Origin of the sequence: Escherichia sp. KCJ4928 (genome assembly GCF_004352695.1) — a bacterium.
Taxonomy (GTDB): domain Bacteria; phylum Pseudomonadota; class Gammaproteobacteria; order Enterobacterales; family Enterobacteriaceae; genus ECMA0423.
In genome coordinates this window covers 1-22,395 of sequence record NZ_SJWV01000019.1, presented here as the reverse complement: position 1 = coordinate 22,395, position 22,395 = coordinate 1, and the positions used below count along the sequence as shown (strand labels likewise).

Genomic DNA, 22,395 nt, shown 5'->3' with positions numbered 1-22,395 from the left:
CAATTACTCGTTATCCGGGTTAAGACGACGACGACTAATAATTCGCAGCAGACGCCACAGTACCCATGCCAGCAATATCACACTGATAGCCGCCAGCACCGCCAGCAGAATCGGATGGTTTGCCAGCGCATACCACACGCGCTCGAACCACGGCAGATGACCTACGTAATAAACGTCGCCAACACGTAGGCTGTTGATACCGGACTCGCGGATCACCGCGACCGAACCGAACATGGTGGCGCGTTTGCCGCTATCGTTCACCGCATCGTTAAGCATTTCATAACCGCGTGGGCTATCTGCCAACAGCGCAATCACGCTGCGCTGGTCGTTATACGGCGACTGGAAGCCAATCACCGCCGCCATCGCACCGGAAGAGGTCAGCGTTGACCGGGTTTCTGCCGCGCGATCGCTCTCGTCCGGCACAATGCCGGGGAACGGGGTCTGGCGCATCGGTGTTTTCACCCAGCTTTCGGTCGCCTGCACCAATAGGTCGATCTGCTTATCGTCTTTCAGTTTGTCCGGGATACCACCGATGATCATGATGTCGGCATCTTTGCCCTGAATGGTGCTGCCATCATCGGTCACCGTCAGATTAATCGCCGGGAAGCCCGTCTGTGCGCCGATAAAACCAACAGTATTCAGCAACGTTTCCATCTGTGCTTCGTTAGGCGCTTTCGGCATCACGGTGATGGTTTGCGACAGATCCGCCATCCGGCTGAATGGGAAGCCCGCGTTAGCAAAGGCGCGTAGATCCGGCATCGGGATGAAGTGGTAATACTTCGAGAAGTCGATGGTGGAGTCGTCACCAATCACCACATGATTCTGCACCGGCTGGAAGGTAATACAGTTATCCACCGAGCCGCCCGGCATCGGGTTCATATACTCAAAGTCGAAGCGCAGCTGGTTGGTCGCGCCCAGTTTCAGCGCCGGAATAGAGACATCTGTTTTGCCATCCAGCAAACCTTGTAATACCGGAATCCGCAGCAGCAGGCGGTTCGCCTCCTGTTTGCTGCTCAGGTTGAAGGATTGCAGGAACTGGTTATTCAGGCTGATATCCATCCGCGAACTGTCTTTCACCGGCGGCATGGTGTAGCGGTAATTAATATCCATATCAATGCCGGTACTGCGCATCAGGTAGAGATCCGGCGGCAGGTTTAGCGAAACGTTAATCGCTGCTGGCTCAAGACCGCTGGATTGTAACTGTTCTTCATAGGTTTTCAGTTCGCCAAATGTGACCGGACGATCGGTACGTACCCAGTTCGGCGCATCGTACGGCTTACGCGGTAGCAGCGGTTTCACTTCATTCACTACCACGCTTTCACCACGGAACAGAATGTTACCCTGAGCGATACCTTTCGCTGCCTGCAACAGGTCTTTGTCGTCACGACCAAACACCACCAGCAGTTTGACGTAAGGATTCTGCGGATGGTTAATCATCTCAATCACAGGGGCTTTTACCGCCGGATGATCGCGCAGGAAGTCCGGCCGTTTGTCGTTGGTTGCAAAGACAATGGCATTACGATCCGGCAGTTGGTTATAGAGCACCGGGAAGTTCTGCCCACGCCAGCCAGAACGCGAACCAAACCACGAGGCGACAATGGCAGAGGCTTGTTGCAGCCCAACATCCGGCGCACCCGCAAAGACCATCGGCAAGGTGTTAGTACGGTTATCGCGCGGGTCAAAGAATGGCACCGGGAAGTGTGACAGGTCATTCTTCACATTCAGGGTCTGATAGGTCAGATCCAGTCCACTGCTCCGCCCAACATCCAGCCAAAGCGTGGTGCTGGCCGGGTTTTCGCACACGTCCTGATAATGGCCGACAAACTCCAGCCGCACACGGTTGAAGTCGGTAATAAACAGTGGGTTAATGGGCATTTGCGCCAGCGTTTTTTTACCCAACTGTTCTTTGGTCACTGGCAGCACGCCCATCAGCTCATCATTGAGATAAACCTTTAACTGCGACTGGACAGGCAGTAACGATGGCGATGGCGTGTATTCGAGGTTGAGCATCGCCTTCGTCACCACTTCATCGCTGCGCATACCAAACTCAATGCTGCCGTTCGGGTTAATGCCACGTAGCACCATGCTGCCCGGCGGCGGCGCAATTTGCGCAAAGGTCAGCTTCACATCACGCGAAGGACCGTTCTGCGCCACGACTGGCGCATCAGCGCCCTGCACGCCCGGCATCACTTGCCCCACCTGCGGATTTTGTTCCGTCTGGGCGGCTACAGCTGGCTCAGCATTGATCAGTGGTTGCGTTGCTGGCGTCGCCTGCGTCATGAAAGAGGGGAACGCACTCATCCCCATAGCCACTGCACAAATCCAGAATAGTTTTCTTTTCATCGCGTTATCATCATTGTTGAGCCAAAGCCTGATCCGATGGTTGTGCCGTTTCGCTCCGCTCCGGGCGGCGCGGAATAAACGATACAACCCAGGAAACCAGAGAAGTCAGCACACGGAATATGCCCTTCACCGAAGAAGGCGCAAACTCCGCCAGATGGCGGTAGCCACGGAAGCCGAGCTTCAGAATATCCAGCAGACTTTCCAGCGGCTTATCTTCCGGGTAGCTGTCCTGCCAGAGCGCCCATGTATCCGCACGGGCAAACGTACACTGCACAAAATCGATATGTTGCTGGGTGGTGAGCGGCATTAATTTCAGCCCAACTTCATTACCCATCACGCGCGCCACCTGGGTCGGGAAGACGTATTCCTGCTGACCGCGTTTAAGCAACAGATTCACTTTCTGCCCTTCCAGAATCTGCGCCTGACCGTTGATCTTGATCCCCAAACCACCGTCGGAGAAATCCTGAACGGTACACGAGAAGAGGTGACCATCTTCGCGGGCAATTGCCGCGGGCATCGTCATCTCCACGCGGTGCGATCGGCGTACCTGTTTGCTTTCTACCGATACCGCAACTGCGCCGCCAAGAACAATCAGGTTGTAGAACACCCACACCATACTGACGACCACGGTGAGCATCTCGGTTGGCGGGCCATAGAAGTAGCGCCAGATGCCTACCGCAACGCCCACCAGGTTGAGTAGAACAAGGAAGATGTAGGGCCGCGAGATCACCCAGTCGACGTACTCTTCTTCCACCAGTCCACCTTTGGCGGTGACGTTAAATTTGCCTTTGTGCGGGTTAATCAGCGCCACCAGCGTCGGTGGTGCGATATACCACGCCAGCACCGTTTCGTAGATTTCACTCCAGAAAGAGTGGCGATATTTGCCCTGGATCTTGGAGTTGGTCAGGCTGGCATGGATCATATGCGGCAGCACGAATAGGGCGATCATCAACGCTGGCGCATAGATGATGTAGGCATGAAGCAGCAGGAACGCCAGCGGCGCAGTCAGGAAGATCAGTCGTGGAATGCCCGACAAGAAGTGGAACATGGCGTTGACGTAGCACAGCCGCTGGGCGAATTTCAGCCCTTTACCGGTAAGCGGGTTATCGAGACGGAAGATTTGCACCATCCCGCGTGCCCAGCGAATACGCTGACCGATATGCGCCGACAGACTTTCGGTCGCCAGCCCCGCCGCCTGCGGAATACGCATATACGCGGAGGTATAGCCACGACGGTGCAAACGCAGAGAAGTATGCGCATCTTCAGTCACGGTTTCGACAGCAATGCCGCCAATTTCATCCAGCGGCTTACGACGAATCACCGCACAGGAACCGCAGAAGAAAGTGGCGTCCCACATATCGTTGCCATCCTGCACCAGACCATAGAACAGCGTGCCTTCGTTCGGTGTTTTACGAAAACGCCCCAGGTTGCGTTCAAACGGGTCCGGCGAGAAGAAGTGGTGTGGAGTCTGCATCATCGCCAGCTGTTTCTCTTTCAGGAACCAGCCCATGGTCATTTGCAGGAACGATCGCGTTGGTACGTGGTCGCAGTCGAAAATCGACACGAACTCGCCTTTGGCATATTTCAGCGCATTGTTGATGTTGCCCGCTTTCGCATGTTCATGAGTGGTACGGGCGATATATTTCACCCCCACGTTTTGCGCAAACTGGCGAAACTCTTCCCTACCGCCGTCATCGAGGATCCAGATGTTCAGCTTGTCTTTCGGCCAGTCGATACCCAGCGAGGCGTAAATAGTATTTTTCACCACGTTGAGATCTTCGTTGTAAGTCGGGACAAAGATATCCACCGACGGCCACAGCGACATATCTTTCGGCAATGGCACCGGCTGACGATTCAGCGGCCATACTACCTGGAAGTAGCCGAGCACCAGCACAATCCACGCGTACGTTTCAGCGAAGAGCAGAATAAGCCCGCACACCAGGCTGACCGGATCGTCCCAGTTCAGCGTAGAGGTGTAACGCCACCAGATATAACGGCAAGAAACGGTCAGCGACAGCACAATCAACATTAGCGCCGAGAAGCGCCCCGGCATCCGCCGTACGATCAGCGCTACACCCCACAGCAGCATCAGGAAGATAAACTGCGCCAGCGGGTTAAACGGTTGAGTAACGCAGATTAACGCCAGAATCAGCGAGAAGGTGACGATGATACCGAGGATCAACCGCCGCGCCCCGGCACTCAAATGACCGAGCTCTTTTTTCTCATCAAGATGCTGTGTTTTATGGCTAACGCGCTCAGGCAGCTCGTTCATCCATTGATGGTAACGTCCACGAATATTCTGCAGACCTGAAAATGCCCGCCTGCGCGGTTTCGGCGTTTCTTTGCGCGATGTACCGATCAGTAACCAGCATGTTTGAATGAGATAACGGACCGGGTCCAGCGGACGCGGACGCGAGGCGTTGATATGCGGATACAGGTTTTTATGTTCTGCGCGAATACGCTGCCAGCGCGGGTGCTCCAGCGGAATAAAAATCCAGGCCAGGATCATCCAGAAACAGCCGAGCGTCGCGCTGAAAGCCGACGCACCGTGACGACGATAATCGCGATAACGCCCGATAAGCCGCGCGTTGACCGGCGGGATAAGCAACCACCGGGTCAGGATACTCATGATGCACTCCCGACTGGCGTTTTCAGCCCGGAATAGTTCAACAGGCACCAGTTCGCCAGCGTCAGTATCTCTTCTGCCGCCAGGCATTCAGCCATCGCTTCATCACGATGAATGAGCATCGGCAGCAATCGGCGCTGGCTTTGCAACCAAAGCTGGTAAATATCGTCCTGAACCTGACTGCCAATACGGAAGTTATTAATCAAAATATGTGCGCCATCCGGCAGCGCTTGCTGATGCAGGCGGATATGGCAGTTGGCATCCACATTGACGATTGCCAGCGAGTGATCGCACAAACTCAGCAGCTGGTGGGTTATCTGCGAGGCATCACGCGGTAAGTCGATTAAAATCCACTGGTAACGCCCGCTGGCTTTTAGTTGCTGTAAGCCGGAGCAAATATCGCTCAGCCGGGTTTGCCAGTGCTGTGGATTTTCTTGTTCTTCAATGGATAACTGACCAAAAGGCAGCAAATCGAGCTGCGAGGTGTAGCGCAACCCAGCGTCACGCCAGTCCTGGCCATCCAGCATCGCTCTGGCCCAGCCCTGACGGTGGGTAAAATCAACATTAAATGACAGGCGCAACAAGTTGTCCGGGCAGGCATCGACCACCAGGACATTTTCTCCCAACATTTGTAATGACCAGGCTAATGCGGCGGTGATGGTTGTTGTCCCCACGCCTCCCCGCACCCCCTGCAATCCCAGTACGGCCATTCACCAATCCCCTACTTTTGTTGCGCAAACTCTGCCAGCAACGGCCAGCGTTTTAATGCCGCGGCCAACTGTTCGCGTTGGGAAATATCGGCATAATCAATATCAGGCAGTGAAAATGCCTGCTTTAACGCCACAATATCATTCTGGAAGATATAGCCTATCGCGGGATCAGGCAGAGTATCTGGTTCATTGTTATTCATTTTGCTTGATCCCTATGAAATAACTGTACCGTTCATGAGACAATTCTAACCGTGAGCATTTCGCCGGTTTATTGTTTACGGCGAGACGGGAATTTGCTCACTTTTTGACTTTCCGTTACGCAACAGAAAAAGTTAAAAACGAAAAGACTAAAATCACACGTCTTGTGACCTTCTAAATTGATTCACATGCTAAATCTGATAAGTTTTAATTTCAATGGTAGGTTTATTTCTTAGCTTTCGCTAGTAAACTGATAATCAGACAAAATGGTGACATGAGGGACATTGTGGACCCTGTATTCTCTATCGGTATCTCATCATTATGGGATGAGCTGCGACATATGCCAGCAGGCGGCGTCTGGTGGTTTAACGTCGATCGCCATGAAGATGCTATCAGTCTGGCGAATCAAACAATTGCATCCCAGGCTGAAACCGCACACGTCGCGGTCATTAGCATGGACAGCGATCCGGCGAAAATCTTTCAATTAGATGATTCTCAAGGGCCGGAAAAAATAAAATTATTTTCAATGCTAAATCATGAAAAAGGTCTATACTATTTGACCCGTGATTTGCAGTGTTCTATTGATCCCCATAATTACCTTTTTATTCTTGTTTGCGCAAATAACGCATGGCAAAACATTCCTGCCGAGCGGCTTCGCTCATGGTTGGATAAAATGAATAAATGGAGCAGGTTAAACCATTGTTCGCTTTTGGTAATTAATCCCGGAAATAATAACGATAAACAATTTTCATTGTTGCTTGAGGAATACCGTTCACTTTTTGGTCTTGCCAGTTTGCGTTTTCAGGGTGACCAACATTTGCTGGATATTGCCTTCTGGTGCAACGAAAAAGGGGTCAGCGCCCGTCAGCAGCTTAGCGTTCAGCAACAAAATGGTATCTGGACATTAGTTCAAAGCGAAGAGGCGGAGATCCAACCACGCAGCGACGAAAAACGCATTCTGAGTAATGTTGCTGTACTGGAAGGTGCGCCGCCGCTATCGGAACACTGGCAACTGTTCAACAATAACGAAGTCCTGTTCAATGAAGCCCGTACCGCTCAGGCGGCGACGGTGGTCTTTTCTTTACAGCAAAATGCGCAAATCGAGCCACTGGCCCGCAGCATTCATACCCTGCGTCGCCAGCGCGGTAGTGCGATGAAAATCCTCGTGCGGGAAAATACCGCTAGCCTGCGCGCCACCGATGAACGTTTGTTATTGGCCTGCGGTGCAAATATGGTTATTCCGTGGAATGCGCCACTCTCCCGTTGTCTGACGATGATCGAAAGCGTGCAAGGGCAGAAGTTTAGTCGCTATGTGCCGGAAGATATCACTACCTTGCTGTCAATGACCCAGCCGCTCAAACTGCGTGGTTTCCAGAAGTGGGATGTGTTCTGTAATGCCGTCAACAACATGATGAATAACCCTCTATTACCTGCCCACGGTAAAGGCGTTCTGGTTGCCCTACGTCCGGTACCGGGTATCCGCGTTGAACAAGCCCTGACGCTGTGTCGCCCTAACCGTACCGGCGATATCATGACCATTGGCGGTAATCGGCTGGTGCTGTTTCTCTCATTCTGTCGGATTAACGATCTGGATACCGCGTTGAATCATATTTTCCCATTGCCTACTGGCGACATTTTCTCAAACCGTATGGTCTGGTTTGAAGATGATCAAATCAGTGCCGAGCTGGTGCAGATGCGCTTGCTTGCCCCAGAACAATGGGGCATGCCGCTGCCTTTAACGCAAAGTTCTAAACCGGTCATCAATGCCGAGCACGATGGTCGCCACTGGCGACGAATACCAGAACCCATGCGACTGTTAGATGATGCTGTGGAGCGCTCATCATGATGACCATCAGCGATATCATTGAAATTATTGTCGTTTGCGCACTGATATTTTTCCCGCTGGGCTATCTGGCGCGGCACTCTTTGCGACGCATTCGCGACACCTTACGTTTGTTCTTTGCTAAACCTCGTTATGTTAAACCGGCCGGGACGTTACGCCGCACGGAAAAAGCCAGGGCAACCAAAAAATGACTCAATTTACGCAAAATACCGCCATGCCTTCTTCCCTCTGGCAATACTGGCGCGGCCTTTCCGGCTGGAACTTCTATTTTCTGGTTAAGTTCGGCCTGTTGTGGGCGGGATATCTTAACTTCCATCCGCTCCTCAATTTGGTGTTTGCCGCGTTTCTGCTGATGCCCATTCCGCGCTACAGCCTGCATCGCTTGCGCCACTGGATTGCCCTGCCGATCGGCTTTGCTTTGTTCTGGCATGACACCTGGTTGCCTGGCCCGGAAAGCATAATGAGCCAGGGTTCGCAGGTGGCGGGGTTCAGTACCGATTATTTAATCGACCTTGTCACACGCTTTATTAACTGGCAGATGATTGGGGCCATTTTTGTTTTATTAGTGGCCTGGTTATTCCTGTCACAATGGATTCGCATTACCGTTTTTGTGGTTGCCATACTGCTATGGCTGAACGTACTTCCCCTGGCGGGACCAAGTTTCTCCTTGTGGCCAGCCGGACAACCGACGACCACTGTAACAACGACGGGTGGTAACGCAGCGGCAACCGTTGCGGCGACGGGTGGCGCACCGGTAGTGGGTGATATGCCCGCACAAACTGCACCGCCAACAACGGCGAACCTTAACGCCTGGCTGAATAATTTCTATAACGCGGAGGCGAAACGTAAATCGACCTTCCCGTCTTCGCTGCCCGCTGATGCTCAGCCATTTGAACTACTGGTGATTAACATCTGTTCGCTTTCCTGGTCGGATATAGAAGCCGCCGGGTTGATGTCGCATCCACTGTGGTCGCATTTCGATATTGAGTTCAAGAACTTTAACTCCGCCACCTCCTACAGTGGCCCGGCGGCGATCCGTTTACTGCGCGCCAGCTGCGGGCAGACTTCGCACACTAATCTGTATCAACCGGCAAATAACGACTGCTATCTGTTTGATAACCTTTCGAAACTGGGCTTTACCCAGCACCTGATGATGGGGCATAACGGCAAGTTCGGCGGTTTTTTGAAAGAAGTTCGCGAAAATGGCGGCATGCAGACTGAATTGATGGATCAAACAAATCTGCCGGTTATTTTGCGGGGCTTTGATGGTTCGCCGGTTTATGACGATACCGCCGTGCTTAACCGCTGGCTGGACGTTACCGAAAAAGATAAAAATAGCCGTAGTGCCACGTTCTACAACACGCTTCCACTGCATGACGGCAACCATTATCCGGGGGTCAGCAAAACAGCGGATTACAAAGCGCGGGCGCAGAAATTCTTTGATGAACTGGACGCCTTCTTTACTGAACTGGAGAAATCGGGTCGTAAAGTGATGGTGGTCGTGGTGCCGGAACACGGCGGCGCGCTGAAGGGCGACAGAATGCAGGTATCTGGCCTACGTGATATCCCTAGCCCGTCTATCACAGACGTCCCCGTTGGGGTGAAATTCTTCGGCATGAAGGCACCACATCAGGGGGCACCGATTGTCATTGACCAACCGAGCAGCTTCCTGGCTATCTCCGATCTGGTGGTTCGCGTTCTTGATGGCAAGATTTTCACCGAAGACAATGTTGACTGGAAAAAACTCACCAGTGGGTTGCCACAAACAGCACCGGTCTCCGAGAACTCAAATGCAGTAGTTATTCAATACCAGGATAAACCGTACGTTCGCCTGAACGGCGGCGACTGGGTGCCTTACCCGCAGTAAGCACGAAAAAGGCCGCAGAGTTTCACCCCTGCGGCCTGATCCGGGCGCAAATTGCCATTACGGCAGCCTGATGCCCGCATGGCACGTTACTTCCGCTTGTTCAGCCAGTTCACGATCATACTGGCAAGAATACCAGCAATGACCGGAGCCGCTAAATCATGCCAGAAGGCCATGCCCAGTTCTGCGAGCGTCATATAGCCGCCTGTATTGTAATGACAACGTTTCGCGGCTATTCTTGTATTGTTTGGATGCAAGAATGGCCCCCGTGGTGTTGTCAGGTGCATACCTGCAACGTGCGGGGGTTTTCTCTCTCCAGCAACCAATGCCACCAGGGATTAAGCCCCCGCAACATTGCGCCTTACCGGAACCTTTCCGGCTTGCCGCTGATTCTACGACTGTTTTTCTGTTCCGAAATCCATCACTTACTCACTCTGTGCTGCGCATTCCGCAGAATATTATCCGCTTGCAACCGTTGCATTTTTCTTACGAAAAAGGCCGCAGAGTTTCACCCCTGCGGCCTGGTCCGGGCGCAAATTGCCATTACGGCAGCCTGACGCCCGCATGACACGTTACTTCCGCTTGTTCAGCCAGTTCACGATCATACTGGCAAGAATGCCAGCAATGACCGGAGCCGCTAAATCATGCCAGAAGGCCATGCCCAGTTCTGCGAGCGTCATATAGCCGCCTGTGTTGTAATGACAACGTTTCGCGGCTATTCTTGAGTTGTTCAGGTTCAAGAATGGCCCCCGTGATGTTGTCAGGTGCATACCTGCAACGTGCGGGGGTTTTCTCTCTCCAGCAACCAATGCCACCAGGGATAAAGCCCCCGCAACATTGCGCCTCACCGGAACCCTTCCGGCTTGACGCTGATTCTACGACTGTTTTTCTGTTCCGGAATCCGTCTCATCTTCACTCTGTGCTGCGCATTCCGCAGAATATTATCCGCTTGCAACCGTTGCATTTTTCTTACGAAAAAGGCCGCAGAGTTTCACTCCTGCGGCCTGGTCCGGGCGCAAATTGCCATTACGGCAGCCTGACGCCCACATGACACGCTACTTCCGCTTGTTCAGCCAGTTCACGATCATACTGGCAAGAATGCCAGCAATGACCGGAGCCGCTAAATCATGCCAGAAGGCCATGCCCAGCTCTGCGAGCGTCATATAGCCGCCTGTGTTGTAATGACAACGTTTCGCGGCTATTCTTGAGTGGTCTAGGTTCAAGATTAGCCCCCGTTATGTTGTCAGGTATATACCTGCAACGTGCGGGGGTTTTCTCTCTCCAGCAACCAATGCCACCAGGGATAAAGCCCCCGCAACATTGCGCCTCACCGGAACCCTTCCGGCTTGCCGCTGATTTTACGATTGCTTTTTACTGTCAGCACCCGGCAATCTTCCTCATTGCGCGATGCCTTCCAGCTTAATTTCTTTATTTGCAATAGTTGCAGTTCATATCCGGGCTGACTCCAGACTGGTAGTGAAATGCGCAATTTTGTAGAATTGCGCCTCCTCGCGACCTCCCCAGTGAATCTGTTGCCTCATTTTTTACATACTGCGTATTCGACTTCTCCACCTGTTGCGCAAGAGAAACTGGGTTTATTCATTTTTGCGAGGCCGACTTCTTTCTGGACAGGACTTTATGCAGCACAACACACTATCGAAACACAATCAGAAATTGCCGTTTACACGCTACGACTTCGGCTGGGTTTTATTATGCATAGGCATGGCGATTGGTGCCGGAACCGTGCTGATGCCAGTACAAATTGGCTTGAAGGGAATTTGGGTATTTATTACCGCAGCGATCATTGCTTATCCTGCCACCTGGGTAGTGCAGGACATTTATTTAAAAACCCTTTCTGAAAGCGATTCCTGTAATGACTACACCGATATTATCAGTCATTACCTGGGGAAGAACTGGGGAATTTTCCTCGGGGTTATCTACTTTTTGATGATTATCCACGGGATTTTTATCTACTCTCTCTCCGTGGTTTTCGACAGCGCCTCGTACCTGAAAACCTTCGGTTTAACCGATGCCGATCTTTCACAATCTCTACTTTATAAAGTCGCTATTTTCGCCGTACTGGTAGCGATTGCGTCTGGTGGTGAACGATTACTGTTTAAGATTTCCGGGCCAATGGTGGTGGTCAAAGTAGGGATTATTGTCGTGTTCGGTTTTGCGATGATCCCGCACTGGAATTTCGCCAATATAACCGCCTTCCCGCAAGCCTCCGTCTTTTTCCGCGATGTCCTGCTTACAATTCCATTTTGCTTCTTTTCTGCGGTATTTATTCAGGTACTTAACCCAATGAATATTGCCTATCGTAAACGGGAAGCAGATAAAGTACTGGCAACCCGGCTCGCGCTGCGTACCCACCGAATTAGTTATATCACGCTCATCGCGGTGATCCTGTTTTTTGCCTTTTCGTTTACCTTCTCAATTAGCCACGAAGAAGCCGTTTCTGCCTTTGAACAAAATATCTCGGCACTGGCGCTGGCCGCGCAGGTGATCCCTGGACATATCATTCATATCACCTCTACGGTGCTGAATATCTTTGCCGTACTGACCGCATTCTTTGGCATTTATCTCGGTTTCCACGAGGCTATTAAAGGCATTATTCTCAATCTGTTAAGCCGAATTATTGATACCAAGAAAATTAACTCACGCATGCTGACTCTGGCGATCTGCGCTTTTATCGTCATTACATTGACGATTTGGGTTTCGTTTCGTGTATCGGTGCTGGTGTTCTTTCAGTTGGGAAGCCCGTTATATGGCATTGTGTCGTGCCTCATTCCGTTTTTCCTGATCTATAAAGTCGCACAACTGGAAAAACTTCGCGGATTTAAAGCCTGGCTAATTCTGCTTTACGGCATTTTGCTATGCTTGTCGCCACTGTTGAAGCTGATTGAGTAAACCGGAGCGCATGGCCCCGGTTTTGTGAGTTAACGCTGCGGATTTTCATCCTGATCAACAGCAAAACAAGCTACCAGTTGACCGCCGTAGTCTTTTAGCTGCGGCTGCAACTGGGTGCAGGGGCCGAAGCGCCGACGACAGCGGGCGTTGAAGGCGCAACCCGGCGGAGGATTCAGCGGGCTTGGCAGTTCACCGGTGAGTTTGATGCGTTCACGACGATCGTCCGGGTTCAGGCGTGGCGTCGCGGAGAGCAGCGCCTGGGTGTACGGATGGCGCGGGTTATTGAAGATTTGGTCCTTCGTTCCTTTCTCCACGCAGCGGCCCAGGTACATCACCATCACTTCATCAGCAATGTGCTCCACAACCGACAGGTCGTGGGAGATAAAGACATAAGAAAGCCCCAACTCCTGCTGCAAATCCATCATCAGATTCAGCACCTGCGCACGCACTGAGACGTCCAGCGCAGAAACCGGTTCATCGGCAATCACCACGTCCGGGTCGAGCATCAGACCACGGGCAATAGCGATACGCTGACGTTGTCCGCCGGAGAACATATGCGGATAGCGGTCATAGTGCTCGGTTTTCAGGCCGACTTTCGCCATCATCGACAGGGCTTTTTCCCGACGCTGTTCTTTGCTGAAGCTGGTGTTAATAAGCAGCGGCTCTTCGAGAATTTGCCCAACTTTTTTACGCGGATTCAGCGAACCGTAAGGGTTCTGGAAGACAATCTGGATTTTCTGCCGACGCAGCTTCTGCGCCTGCGGATCGTGCTTGAGCAGATCCTGCCCCTGGTAATACAGCTCACCACCGGTGGGCGTTTCGATCATCGTCAGCAACCGACCGAGGGTCGATTTACCGCAGCCAGATTCGCCCACTACTGCCAGCGTTTTGCCACGTTCAAGGTTAAACGAAACGCCGTCCAGCGCCTTCACCAGACGTTCCGGCGCGAACATGCCTTTCTTCACCGGATAATGTTTTTTCAGGTCGATAGCCTGCAACAGCGGTTGTTGCGAGGTGGCCTCTTGCGTACTCATAGTGTCGGCCTCCCGGCATCATCAAGTGGGTAATGGCATTTGGACTGACGCCCGTCAGCGAGCATATTCAGCGCCGGTTCTTCAGCGCGACATCTGTCAGTGGCATAGGGGCAGCGCGGGTTAAGCAGGCAGCCGTTCGGGCGGTCGTACTTACCGGGAACGACACCTGGCAACGACGCCAGACGTTCTTTGTCCTGAGCAAATTCTGGCAGCGCACGCAGCAATGCCTGAGTATACGGGTGACGCGGCGCATGGAAGATGGCGTGCGCATCACCGGTTTCCACCACCTGGCCTGCATACATCACGATGATTTTATGTGCCGCTTCCGCCACCAGCGCCAGGTCATGGGTAATTAACACCAGCGCCATGTTCTCTTTCTGCTGTAGCTCCAGCAGTAGTTCGATGATTTGCGCCTGAATGGTCACGTCCAGCGCGGTGGTCGGTTCATCGGCAATCAGCAGTTTTGGCCGACAGGCAATCGCCATGGCGATCATCACGCGCTGGCTCATGCCGCCGGAAAGCTGATGCGGGTAAACATCCAGACGCGATGCCGGATCGGGAATACCGACCTGATTCAGCAGGTCAATCGCTCGCTGACGGCGGGTACTTTTGTTGCCGCCCTGATGCACCTTAATCGCTTCCATAATCTGGAAACCCACGGTGTAGCACGGGTTAAGGCTGGTCATCGGGTCCTGGAAGATCATCGCCACTTCGGCACCCACCAGGTTGCGGCGCTCTTTTTCTGAGATACGCTGCAAATCCTGGCCGTTAAACTCCAGTTTTTCTGCCATTACGCGGCCCGGATAATCAATCAGCCCCATAATCGCCAGTGAACTGACCGACTTACCGGAGCCGGACTCACCCACAATCCCGACCACTTCGCCCTGTTTTACGCTGTAGCTGATGCGGTCTACGGCGCGGAACGGCGCGCTTTCGTCGCCGAAATGCACCGATAATTTATCTACATTTAATAACGCCATCTCGAACCTCTTACTGCTTCAGTTTGGGATCGAGCGCGTCACGCAGACCGTCACCCATCAGGTTAAATGCCAGCACCGTCAGCAGGATCGCCAGACCCGGGAAGGTCACGACCCACCAGGCGCTTTGCGCGAACTGCAACACGTCGGAGAGCATGGTGCCCCACTCAGGCGTTGGCGGCTGTGCCCCCATGCCGAGGAAACCAAGAGCAGCCATATCGAGAATGGCGTTAGAGAAACCGAGCGACGCCTGAACAATCAGCGGCGCAAGGCAGTTCGGGAAGATGTTAATAAACATCTGACGCATCGCCCCGGCACCCGCCACGCGAGACGCGGTGACGTAATCGCGGTTAACTTCCACCAGCACGGCGGCGCGGGTTAAGCGCACATAGTGCGGCAAGGCAACGAAGGTCAGTGCCAGCGCGGCGTTACCAATCGACGGGCCGAAAATTGCCACCAGCACCAGCGCCAGCAGCAGACTTGGCAGCGCCAGCATGATATCGACCACGCGCATAATGATGTTATCGACCAGGCCGCCAAAGTAACCGGCGATCAGGCCGAGAATAACGCCCATAATCAGCGATAACACAACTACCAGACAGCCAACCAGCAGCGACAGGCGCGCACCGTACATCAGGCGCGACAGCACATCACGGCCTACGTCATCGGTGCCCAGCAAGTGCGCCATGCTGCCGCCTTCCTGCCAGGCTGGCGGGGCGAGCAGTGCATCGCGGAACTGTTCCGCCGGGTTATAGGGTGCAATCCAGTTGGCAAAGATCGCGATGAACAGCACGATGACGACGTAAACCAGCCCGACGACCGCGCCTTTGTTGCGTTTAAAATAGTGCCAGAACTCCTGTAACGGGGTCATCGGCACCGGTGCGCTAATCACTTTATTTTCAGTAACCTGTGACATGATGTCCCCTTACTTCTTATGACGAATACGCGGGTTCACCACGCCGTACAGCAGATCGACCAGCAAGTTGACGAGGATAATCATCGTCGCCACCAGCAATACGCCGCCCTGCACTACCGGATAGTCGCGGCGTTGCAGTGCGTCAATCAACCAGCGTCCCAGACCGGGCCACGAGAAGATGGTTTCGGTCAGAATCGCCCCCGCCAGCAATGTTCCCACCTGCAGGCCGATAACGGTCACCACCGGCAGCATCGCGTTACGCAGCGCATGGACGATAATCACCCGCATGCGGGTTAGCCCTTTGGCGCGCGCGGTGCGGATGTAATCCTCGCCCAGCACTTCCAGCATCGAGGAGCGTGTCATACGCACAATGACCGCCAGCGGAATAGTACCCAGCACAATGGCAGGCAAGATCATATGGGCGACGGCATCGATAAAGTTGCCGTCTTCACCCCAGATGGCGGTGTCGATTAGCATAAAACCGGTTAACGGATTGGAGTCATCGAGGAACACCATATCGCTCACGCGACCGGAGACGGGCGTCAGGTTCCAGTGCACCGAAACCAGCATGATCAGCATCATGCCCCACCAGAAGATCGGCATCGAGTAGCCGGTCAGCGCCAGGCCAACCGCTGTGTGATCGAAAATGGAACCGCGTTTAACCGCAGCCAGCACACCAACCGGAATACCGACTGCCGTAGCAAAAATCATCGCGCAGACGCCAAGTTCCAGCGTGGCCTGAAAGCGCGGCACGAACTCTTCCCATACTGGAATTCGGCTTTTCATTGAAATGCCTAGATCGCCGTGCATTACGCCCCAAATGTAATGGAGATACTGCTGCCACATCGGTTTATCTAAGCCGAGTTCAGCCAGCAGCTGCGCGTGACGCTCAGGGGAGATCCCACGTTCGCCTGCCATGATCATCACCGGATCGCCCGGGATCATGTGGACAAAGGCAAATGTGAGAAGGGTAATACCGATAAACGTGGGGATGACGAGTCCCAAACGTCGGAGAATAAACTGCAACATAACCCGGATTCTCTATAGTGACCCGCAGCCTGGAACTGCGTGTCTGTATTGCTCACAAATCAATTCCCGCCCTTGTCGGACAGAGAATGAAGTATTGCTGCCGGATGGCGCTGCACGCAGAGGCACAGCGCCACCGGGTATACAGATTGTTGACAAAGTGCGCTTTGTTTATGCCGGATGCGGCGTTAACGCCTTATCCGGCCTACAAAATCGTGCAAATTCAATACATTGCAGAATTTTCGTAGGCCTGATAAGCGGAGCACATCAGGCAGTTTTGCCTTTGCCATCAGTCTTGTATGGCTTTTAATTATTCGATAGAGACGTTTTCGAAGTGATGTTTGCCTAATGGATCAACCACATAGCCTTTGACTTCTTTGCGTACCGGTTCAAACACGGTGGAGTGAGCGATGATCAGTGCCGGAGCCTGATCGTGCATCACCACCTGCGCTTGCTTGTACAGTTCAACGCGTTTGTTATGGTCGTCGGTAGCACGCGCCGGTTGAATCAGATCTTCAAACGGTTTGTAGCACCATTTTGAGTAGTTAGAACCTTGTTCAGAGGCGGCGCAGCTGAACAGGGTGGCGAAGAAGTTATCCGGGTCCCCGTTATCGCCAGTCCAGCCCATCATTACCGTCTGGTGCTCGCCATCTTTCGCACGCTTGAGGTACTCACCCCATTCGTAGGTGACAATTTTGGCCTGCACGCCGACTTTCGCCCAGTCAGCCTGAATCATCTCCGCCATGCGGCGAGCGTTCGGGTTATATGGGCGCTGTACCGGCATCGCCCACAGGTCGATGGAGAAACCTTTTTCCAGACCCGCTTCTTTCAGCAAGGCTTTCGCTTTTTCAGGATCGTAGGTGTAGTCCTGAACGTCGTCGTTATAGCCCCACATGGTTGGCGGGATCAGGTTTTTCGCTGATACACCCGCGCCCTGATAAACCGCTTTGATGATCGCGTCTTTGTTCACCGCGTAGGTCAGAGCCTGGCGAACTTTCACATCATCGAGTGGTTTTTTCTGCACGTTATACGAGAGATAACCGACGTTCAGCCCCGGCATTTCCATCAGGTTGATGGATTTATCCTGCTTCATGCGAGCGATATCTGCCGGGTTCGGGTACGGCATCACCTGGCATTCATTCTTCTGCAATTTCGCGTAACGCACGGAAGCATCAGGGGTAATAGAGAAAACCAGCGTATCGATCTGCGGTTTGGTGCCCCAGTAGCCATCAAACGCTTTGTAGCGGATACGGGAATCTTTTTGGTACTGCTGTAACTGGAACGGACCGGTTCCGATTGGGTTGAGGTCCAGTTTTTCCGGTGTACCGGCTTTCATCATCGCGTCAGCATATTCTTTTGACAGAATAGAGGCGAAGTCCATTGCCAGGTCAGCGAGGAACGGCGCTTCCGGGCGAGTCAGCACGAACTGAACTGTGTTGTCGTCCACCTTTTTCACTTCGCTGATCAGCTCCGGCAAGCCCATGCCTTCGAAGTATTCGTAGCTGCCGCCAGAAACTTTATGGTACGGGTTTTGCGCGTTTTTCTGACGATCAAACGAGAACACCACATCATCGGCGTTCAGTTCGCGCGTCGGTTTGAATTCTTTATTGTCGTGCCACTTCACACCTTTACGCAGATGGAAGGTATAGGTTTTACCGTCTTCGCTGACTTCCCACTTTTCAGCGAGGCCCGGGATCACTTCAGTGGTGCCGATTTTAAATTCAACCAGGCGGTTATAAAGCGGTACGGAAGAGGCGTCATAGGTGGTGCCGGAGGTAAACAGCTGCGGGTTAAACCCTTCCGGAGATCCTTCTGAGCAATAAACCAGAGTTTTAGCCTGAACACTTGCTGCGACGGTCATAGCCACCAGGCTGAGACCAAGCTTCAGCATCCCTGACTTTTTCAAGGAAATACGCATTATTCTGCTCCAATTGTGATGTTTGTTGTTTTAACCCTTTGCAGTGGGTTGTCGCTGCCTGACCTTTTTTGTTTTTTGCCCGGTCGGGTCAACGTTATGAGGTGGGGATGCCGTACTAATTAACATCAGTGTAACAGTGCGGATCCTCCATAAAATGCCCCTCGTGACCTACAATCTGTCAACAGAATGTGAAAACGTCAATACAGCCAACCGGGATTTACACCAACGGTGAGAATCCACAAACAAAGATTAAAAAAACTTCAAACAGCTATTTGCAGCAGAGAAATTTGTGCTACTCCAACATGACCAGAACAATCAGCTTAATATTTAGCAACATTTGGTGATTAAGTTTTATGCATTTAATGAAAAAAATCTGAGGAAAAGGTGGATATCTGAGCGATTAATACCATGAACGCTAAAACGCACAGCGGAAAATGCCAGGGTCAGCCATAAGTAACGCAAAAAAAGATTTAAGCAAATATAAAAAAAGACAATGGTTTCTGTCACAAATCCGTTAATGGATAGTGAGATATGGGGCGCAAATTTGGCAGGGAAATGTGTGGTGTGTAGGTCGAATAAGGCGGTCGCGCCGCATCCGACAATAAGTGCGGTGCCGTTGCCTGATGCGACGCTGGCGCGTCTTATCAGGCCTACGTCGAGTCGAACCTCCCCGCCCCCGGAGGTTCTCATCCTCATGGGCTTCAAATGCAAAAAAGCCTGCTCGCTGAGCAGGCTTTTCGAATTTGGTCGGTGATAGAGGATTACTCGCCACTTCGTGGCTCGCCCTGCGGGCCGTTGCTGGCGCAACGTTCTCTCGCTTCGCTCGAGTCGAACCTCCCTGCCCCGGAGGTTCTCATCCTCATGAGCTGCAGATGCAAAAAAGCCTGCTCGTTGAGCAGGCTTTTCGAATTTGGTCGGTGATAGAGGATTCGAACCTCCGACCCCTTCGTCCCGAACGAAGTGCGCTACCAGGCTGCGCCAATCACCGAATGCGGGGCGCATCTTACTGCGCAGATACGCCCTCGTCAATCCCTTAATAGCAAAATGCCTTTTGATCGGCGAGAAAGTCAGCAGGCCGCTTAGTTAGCCGCTGCCACTTTTGTCTGCGGGATGTGACACCAGTTGTTGTTTTCGTTAATTCCACCATCCGGTGAAGTATAGCCAAGACAACCCATGATGGTGTCGTACAGCTCTACATGACGGCGTGGCACTTTCATGTCGGCTTCTTTTTTCAGCTGCGCAAATGCCTGAGCATTGGCCGGATTTTCCAGATATTTATCTGACATCCAGACCATCATCGGTACGCGGAACTGCTCCGGCGGTGCCAGTTCACGCGGCGTGCCGTGCAGGTGCTCGCGTTCATTAATTGACTCACCGTGGTCAGCTGCGTAGAACACAATCGCTTTCTTATCGCGAACCTGATCAATCACGCTGGAGATAAAGTGATCCACATAGGTCACCGAGTTGTCATAGGAGTTGATCATCTGCGCTTTGGTACAACCGCTATCAACACCAATACATTCCGGCTTCCACTGCGCGAAGCTACGCGGATAACGCTGGGTGTAGTTAAAATGCGAACCTTTGGTATGCAGAATGATCAGATGCTTACCATCCGGGTTGCGCCCTAGCGATTGCTGCATTTCGTCTACCAGCAACATATCATCTACCGGCTTGCCACGATTACGTGGCTCCGCACCAATCTGCTCACGATAAGCAATGTTGTCCGCCATCGTGTTGCTGTAGAACCACATTTCGCTCTGCATAGCGTAGAGGTCAGAACTGAATCCTAACTGCTTCAGAACCGCGAAAATGTTCTGTTCTTTTAATGTGCGCTGCGGATTATCTTCCGCGCCCCCCTGACGTACAAACATGCAACGCAGTGAGAGTTTGGTTGCGGTATCACAGGAGTAACCACGGAACGCCGCCAGATTTTTCTCCTGGGCCAGTTTCGGCGTGGTATTACGCTCATAGCCGAAAATGCCCATATGGTCCCAACGCGTGGTTTCACCGATGATAAACACGACATAAGTGTCATCAACGTTTTGCGGTGCCTGATAAGTGAATTTCTTCGCCGGATTAAGCAATGAATTATTATCGGAAGATTCATCGACCCGCGCCCAGGCATACAGCCCCAACGCAGAAAGCCAGTTTGATGGCAGATAAGAGTTCGCTACGACACCGCCATAACTCGGCAAATCAACGCCGGTCGCCCTCTCCACTTTCTTCTGCTGGATATCCAGCAAACGAATCGGTGCCCAAACCATAATACCCGCCAGTACGACGACCGCCAGGCTGCGAATACGCTGCCCTGGGGTTCGCAGTTGTCGGAGCAAGGTGTAGCGACAGCGGTTATTCCAGATAAGGATAAGAGGCAATGCACTAACGGCGATTAACCAGAGAATAAAGTTCAGACCAACAACTTCTTTTGACAGGTCGATATCGGTAGTCATGACGGAAGCGATGATGCCATAACCAATGACCACATTAAGGAAGGTCATGTAATAGCTGGCACCTGCGGAAAAGAGCACCACCAGCGACGCCAGAATACGCCAGCTGCGGCGGCCAAACAGCGATAGAAGACGTAGTAAAAAGAAGGTCACCAGTACGGTGGCGGCCAGTTCAACAACAGCAGAAACGCCTTTCCAGACGGTAAAATCGTGCGCATAGCTGCCGAAGCGGCGATAAAAAACCGCGCCATTCATAAAAAGGCCAATATAGATTGCAAGCAAAAAGCTCAGCTTCTGCTGTGTAATCGATTTGATGTATCTCATGCAAACAAACCCTGGACAAACAGGTGATAACACCCTGCTTAGCGGCTTTTCAGGCCCGGCAGGGGAAAAGTGCGGAGGTAGTCAGATAAGTAAAATCTACACGCGCGAATAAGTAGACCACAGCAAAGCGAAAAAGTGTGGGGAAAGAGTGTGCATGAAGCACAAATTTACAAAAATGCAAGTTTGAAAAGAGACTTTAGCGTTACAAAAAGCAGTAAAAAGGGCCAGTTAACTGGCCCAAATTTTACGAGTCATTGTTTATACATTTCGTTGATGCGTTTGATGCACACGGAAGCTGAAGCCCAGTAGCTCGCGGCTGAGCATTAAAGGGAGCCATGCGCCTCACGCAACATTTTCTGCTCTGGCTGACGAATCGTCGTAGAAAGCGCCAATGACAGAATCAGCAGGGCGAAAATCACGTAGAAGGTCACATAGAAACCGCCAAACAGTGAGGCGATAATCGAACCAAAAATGCTACCGATACCGAAACCGAGGTAAATCACACCGTAGTTTTTCGCCAGGTTATTGAGGCCGAAGAACTCACTGACCAGTGATGGAAAGACGGTAATAGTGCCGCCAAAGTTAAATGCCACGCAGGCAATCGCTGCAAAGAACGTCACTGCATTTAATGGTGCAAACAGCAGGGCCGCCATACCCACCAGCGAAATCACCTGACCAATGGTGATAACACGGATACGGGCAATTTTGTCAGACAGAATGCCCAGCACCAGACGACCTGAAAGGTTAGCGATGGAAATAACCGTTACTGCATTGGCTGCGGAAACCACATCAAGGTGTGCCAGACTTTGGGCGATATCTTTCGCTACCCCAATCACGTACAGGCCGCTCATGCAGGCAGTCAGGAACATTACCGCTAACATCCAGTACTGCGGTTTACGCATCGACTCTGCCAGCGTGTAATCTTTCTCCACTACGCCATTGCTGGTTTTCACTTCCTGTTTTGGTGCGTCTTTCATTAACGTTGCGCCGAAAACAATCATCACCAGCGCAATCGCTCCCCAAATCACAAAGGTTTTTTCCAGACCCACCGTTTCCAGCAGCTGCGTGTCGATAAATTTGAAACCCAGACTACCCAGACCATAAGAACCGATAGCGAACGCGGATATCAGACCTTGTATTATCCCTCCAGTGCAGAGAAAATCGGCCAGTTTTCTCTGCCTGCAGTCCGCATGCCGTATCGGGCCTTGGGTTCTAACCTGTTGCGTAGATTTATGCAGCGGACTGCCTTTCTCCCAAAG

18 protein-coding genes, 1 tRNA gene and 1 other RNA gene are annotated in these 22,395 nt (G+C 52.3%); 4 read left to right on the top strand and 16 right to left on the bottom strand.

Features of this window, described 5'->3' with window-relative positions:
• Positions 1-3: 3 nt before the first annotated feature.
• Genes bcsB through bcsR form a run of 4 tightly spaced genes read right to left on the bottom strand, consistent with a single transcriptional unit; the run spans position 4 to position 5,879 of the window.
• Positions 4-2,343, bottom strand: coding sequence for a cellulose biosynthesis cyclic di-GMP-binding regulatory protein BcsB (bcsB, locus tag E0D98_RS05185; RefSeq protein ID WP_000823624.1), 2,340 nt, complete (start codon positions 2,341-2,343; stop codon positions 4-6).
• A gap of 10 nt (positions 2,344-2,353) precedes the next feature.
• Positions 2,354-4,972: a UDP-forming cellulose synthase catalytic subunit gene (bcsA, locus tag E0D98_RS05180; RefSeq protein ID WP_000025914.1), complete on the bottom strand. Its 2,619-nt coding sequence runs from the start codon at positions 4,970-4,972 to the stop codon at positions 2,354-2,356.
• Positions 4,969-5,679, bottom strand: a complete 711-nt coding sequence (gene bcsQ / locus E0D98_RS05175) for a cellulose biosynthesis protein BcsQ (protein WP_131890541.1) — start codon at positions 5,677-5,679, stop codon at positions 4,969-4,971. The genes bcsA and bcsQ overlap by 4 nt, the downstream gene beginning before the upstream one ends.
• An 11-nt stretch (positions 5,680-5,690) precedes the next feature.
• Complete coding sequence (gene bcsR / locus E0D98_RS05170) at positions 5,691-5,879, bottom strand: cellulose biosynthesis protein BcsR (RefSeq protein ID WP_001063318.1); 189 nt, start codon at positions 5,877-5,879, stop codon at positions 5,691-5,693.
• Between the two features lie 272 nt (positions 5,880-6,151).
• On the opposite strand from bcsR, the gene bcsE reads away from it, so the two are divergent.
• The 3 genes from bcsE to bcsG are packed head-to-tail and all read left to right on the top strand — an operon-like array spanning position 6,152 to position 9,587.
• Positions 6,152-7,723, top strand: coding sequence for a cellulose biosynthesis c-di-GMP-binding protein BcsE (gene bcsE / locus E0D98_RS05165; RefSeq protein WP_001204931.1), 1,572 nt, complete (start codon positions 6,152-6,154; stop codon positions 7,721-7,723).
• Complete coding sequence (gene bcsF / locus E0D98_RS05160; RefSeq protein WP_000988308.1) at positions 7,720-7,911, top strand: cellulose biosynthesis protein BcsF; 192 nt, start codon at positions 7,720-7,722, stop codon at positions 7,909-7,911. Before bcsE ends, bcsF begins: the two co-directional genes overlap by 4 nt.
• A complete protein-coding gene (gene bcsG / locus E0D98_RS05155) occupies positions 7,908-9,587 on the top strand; it encodes a cellulose biosynthesis protein BcsG (RefSeq protein ID WP_131890538.1) in 1,680 nt (559 codons plus the stop codon). The genes bcsF and bcsG overlap by 4 nt, the downstream gene beginning before the upstream one ends.
• Positions 9,588-9,673: 86 nt before the next feature.
• On the opposite strand, the gene E0D98_RS05150 is transcribed toward bcsG, so the two are convergent.
• The 3 genes from E0D98_RS05150 to E0D98_RS05130 form a co-directional block, all read right to left on the bottom strand.
• A complete protein-coding gene (locus E0D98_RS05150; protein WP_001295224.1) occupies positions 9,674-9,781 on the bottom strand; it encodes a type I toxin-antitoxin system toxin Ldr family protein in 108 nt (35 codons plus the stop codon).
• A gap of 375 nt (positions 9,782-10,156) precedes the next feature.
• Positions 10,157-10,264, bottom strand: a complete 108-nt coding sequence (locus E0D98_RS05140; protein ID WP_001295224.1) for a type I toxin-antitoxin system toxin Ldr family protein — start codon at positions 10,262-10,264, stop codon at positions 10,157-10,159.
• A 375-nt stretch (positions 10,265-10,639) separates the two neighbouring features.
• Positions 10,640-10,747, bottom strand: coding sequence for a type I toxin-antitoxin system toxin Ldr family protein (locus E0D98_RS05130; RefSeq protein WP_001295224.1), 108 nt, complete (start codon positions 10,745-10,747; stop codon positions 10,640-10,642).
• A gap of 475 nt (positions 10,748-11,222) precedes the next feature.
• Here E0D98_RS05130 and E0D98_RS05120 point away from each other — a divergent pair, with 475 nt between their 5' ends.
• The gene (locus E0D98_RS05120; RefSeq protein WP_001296805.1) at positions 11,223-12,494 is read left to right on the top strand and encodes an aromatic amino acid transport family protein; all 1,272 of its coding nucleotides are present in this window, start codon (positions 11,223-11,225) and stop codon (positions 12,492-12,494) included.
• Positions 12,495-12,523: 29 nt separating this feature from the next.
• On the opposite strand, the gene dppF is transcribed toward E0D98_RS05120, so the two are convergent.
• The 9 genes from dppF to E0D98_RS05070 all read right to left on the bottom strand — a co-directional run.
• A complete protein-coding gene (gene dppF / locus E0D98_RS05115; protein ID WP_000107031.1) occupies positions 12,524-13,528 on the bottom strand; it encodes a dipeptide ABC transporter ATP-binding subunit DppF in 1,005 nt (334 codons plus the stop codon).
• Positions 13,525-14,508, bottom strand: a complete 984-nt coding sequence (dppD, locus tag E0D98_RS05110) for a dipeptide ABC transporter ATP-binding protein (protein WP_001196486.1) — start codon at positions 14,506-14,508, stop codon at positions 13,525-13,527. Before dppD ends, dppF begins: the two co-directional genes overlap by 4 nt.
• A 10-nt stretch (positions 14,509-14,518) precedes the next feature.
• Positions 14,519-15,421 (bottom strand): dipeptide ABC transporter permease DppC, encoded by a 903-nt coding sequence (gene dppC, locus E0D98_RS05105; RefSeq protein ID WP_000084677.1) that lies wholly within the window; start codon positions 15,419-15,421, stop codon positions 14,519-14,521.
• 9 nt (positions 15,422-15,430) lie between these two features.
• On the bottom strand, positions 15,431-16,450 hold the full coding sequence (gene dppB, locus E0D98_RS05100) for a dipeptide ABC transporter permease DppB (protein WP_000938855.1): 1,020 nt from the start codon (positions 16,448-16,450) through the stop codon (positions 15,431-15,433).
• Positions 16,451-16,757: 307 nt separating this feature from the next.
• Positions 16,758-18,365: a dipeptide ABC transporter substrate-binding protein DppA gene (gene dppA, locus E0D98_RS05090; protein ID WP_001222883.1), complete on the bottom strand. Its 1,608-nt coding sequence runs from the start codon at positions 18,363-18,365 to the stop codon at positions 16,758-16,760.
• Between the two features lie 744 nt (positions 18,366-19,109).
• Positions 19,110-19,242: non-coding RNA, RtT sRNA (locus tag E0D98_RS05085), on the bottom strand.
• Between the two features lie 34 nt (positions 19,243-19,276).
• Positions 19,277-19,353 (bottom strand) — tRNA-Pro (locus E0D98_RS05080).
• Between the two features lie 91 nt (positions 19,354-19,444).
• On the bottom strand, positions 19,445-21,136 hold the full coding sequence (eptB, locus tag E0D98_RS05075; protein ID WP_001269224.1) for a kdo(2)-lipid A phosphoethanolamine 7''-transferase: 1,692 nt from the start codon (positions 21,134-21,136) through the stop codon (positions 19,445-19,447).
• Positions 21,137-21,459: 323 nt separating this feature from the next.
• The coding region (locus E0D98_RS05070) for an MFS transporter (protein WP_240723729.1) at positions 21,460-22,395 on the bottom strand (936 nt) is incomplete at its 5' end.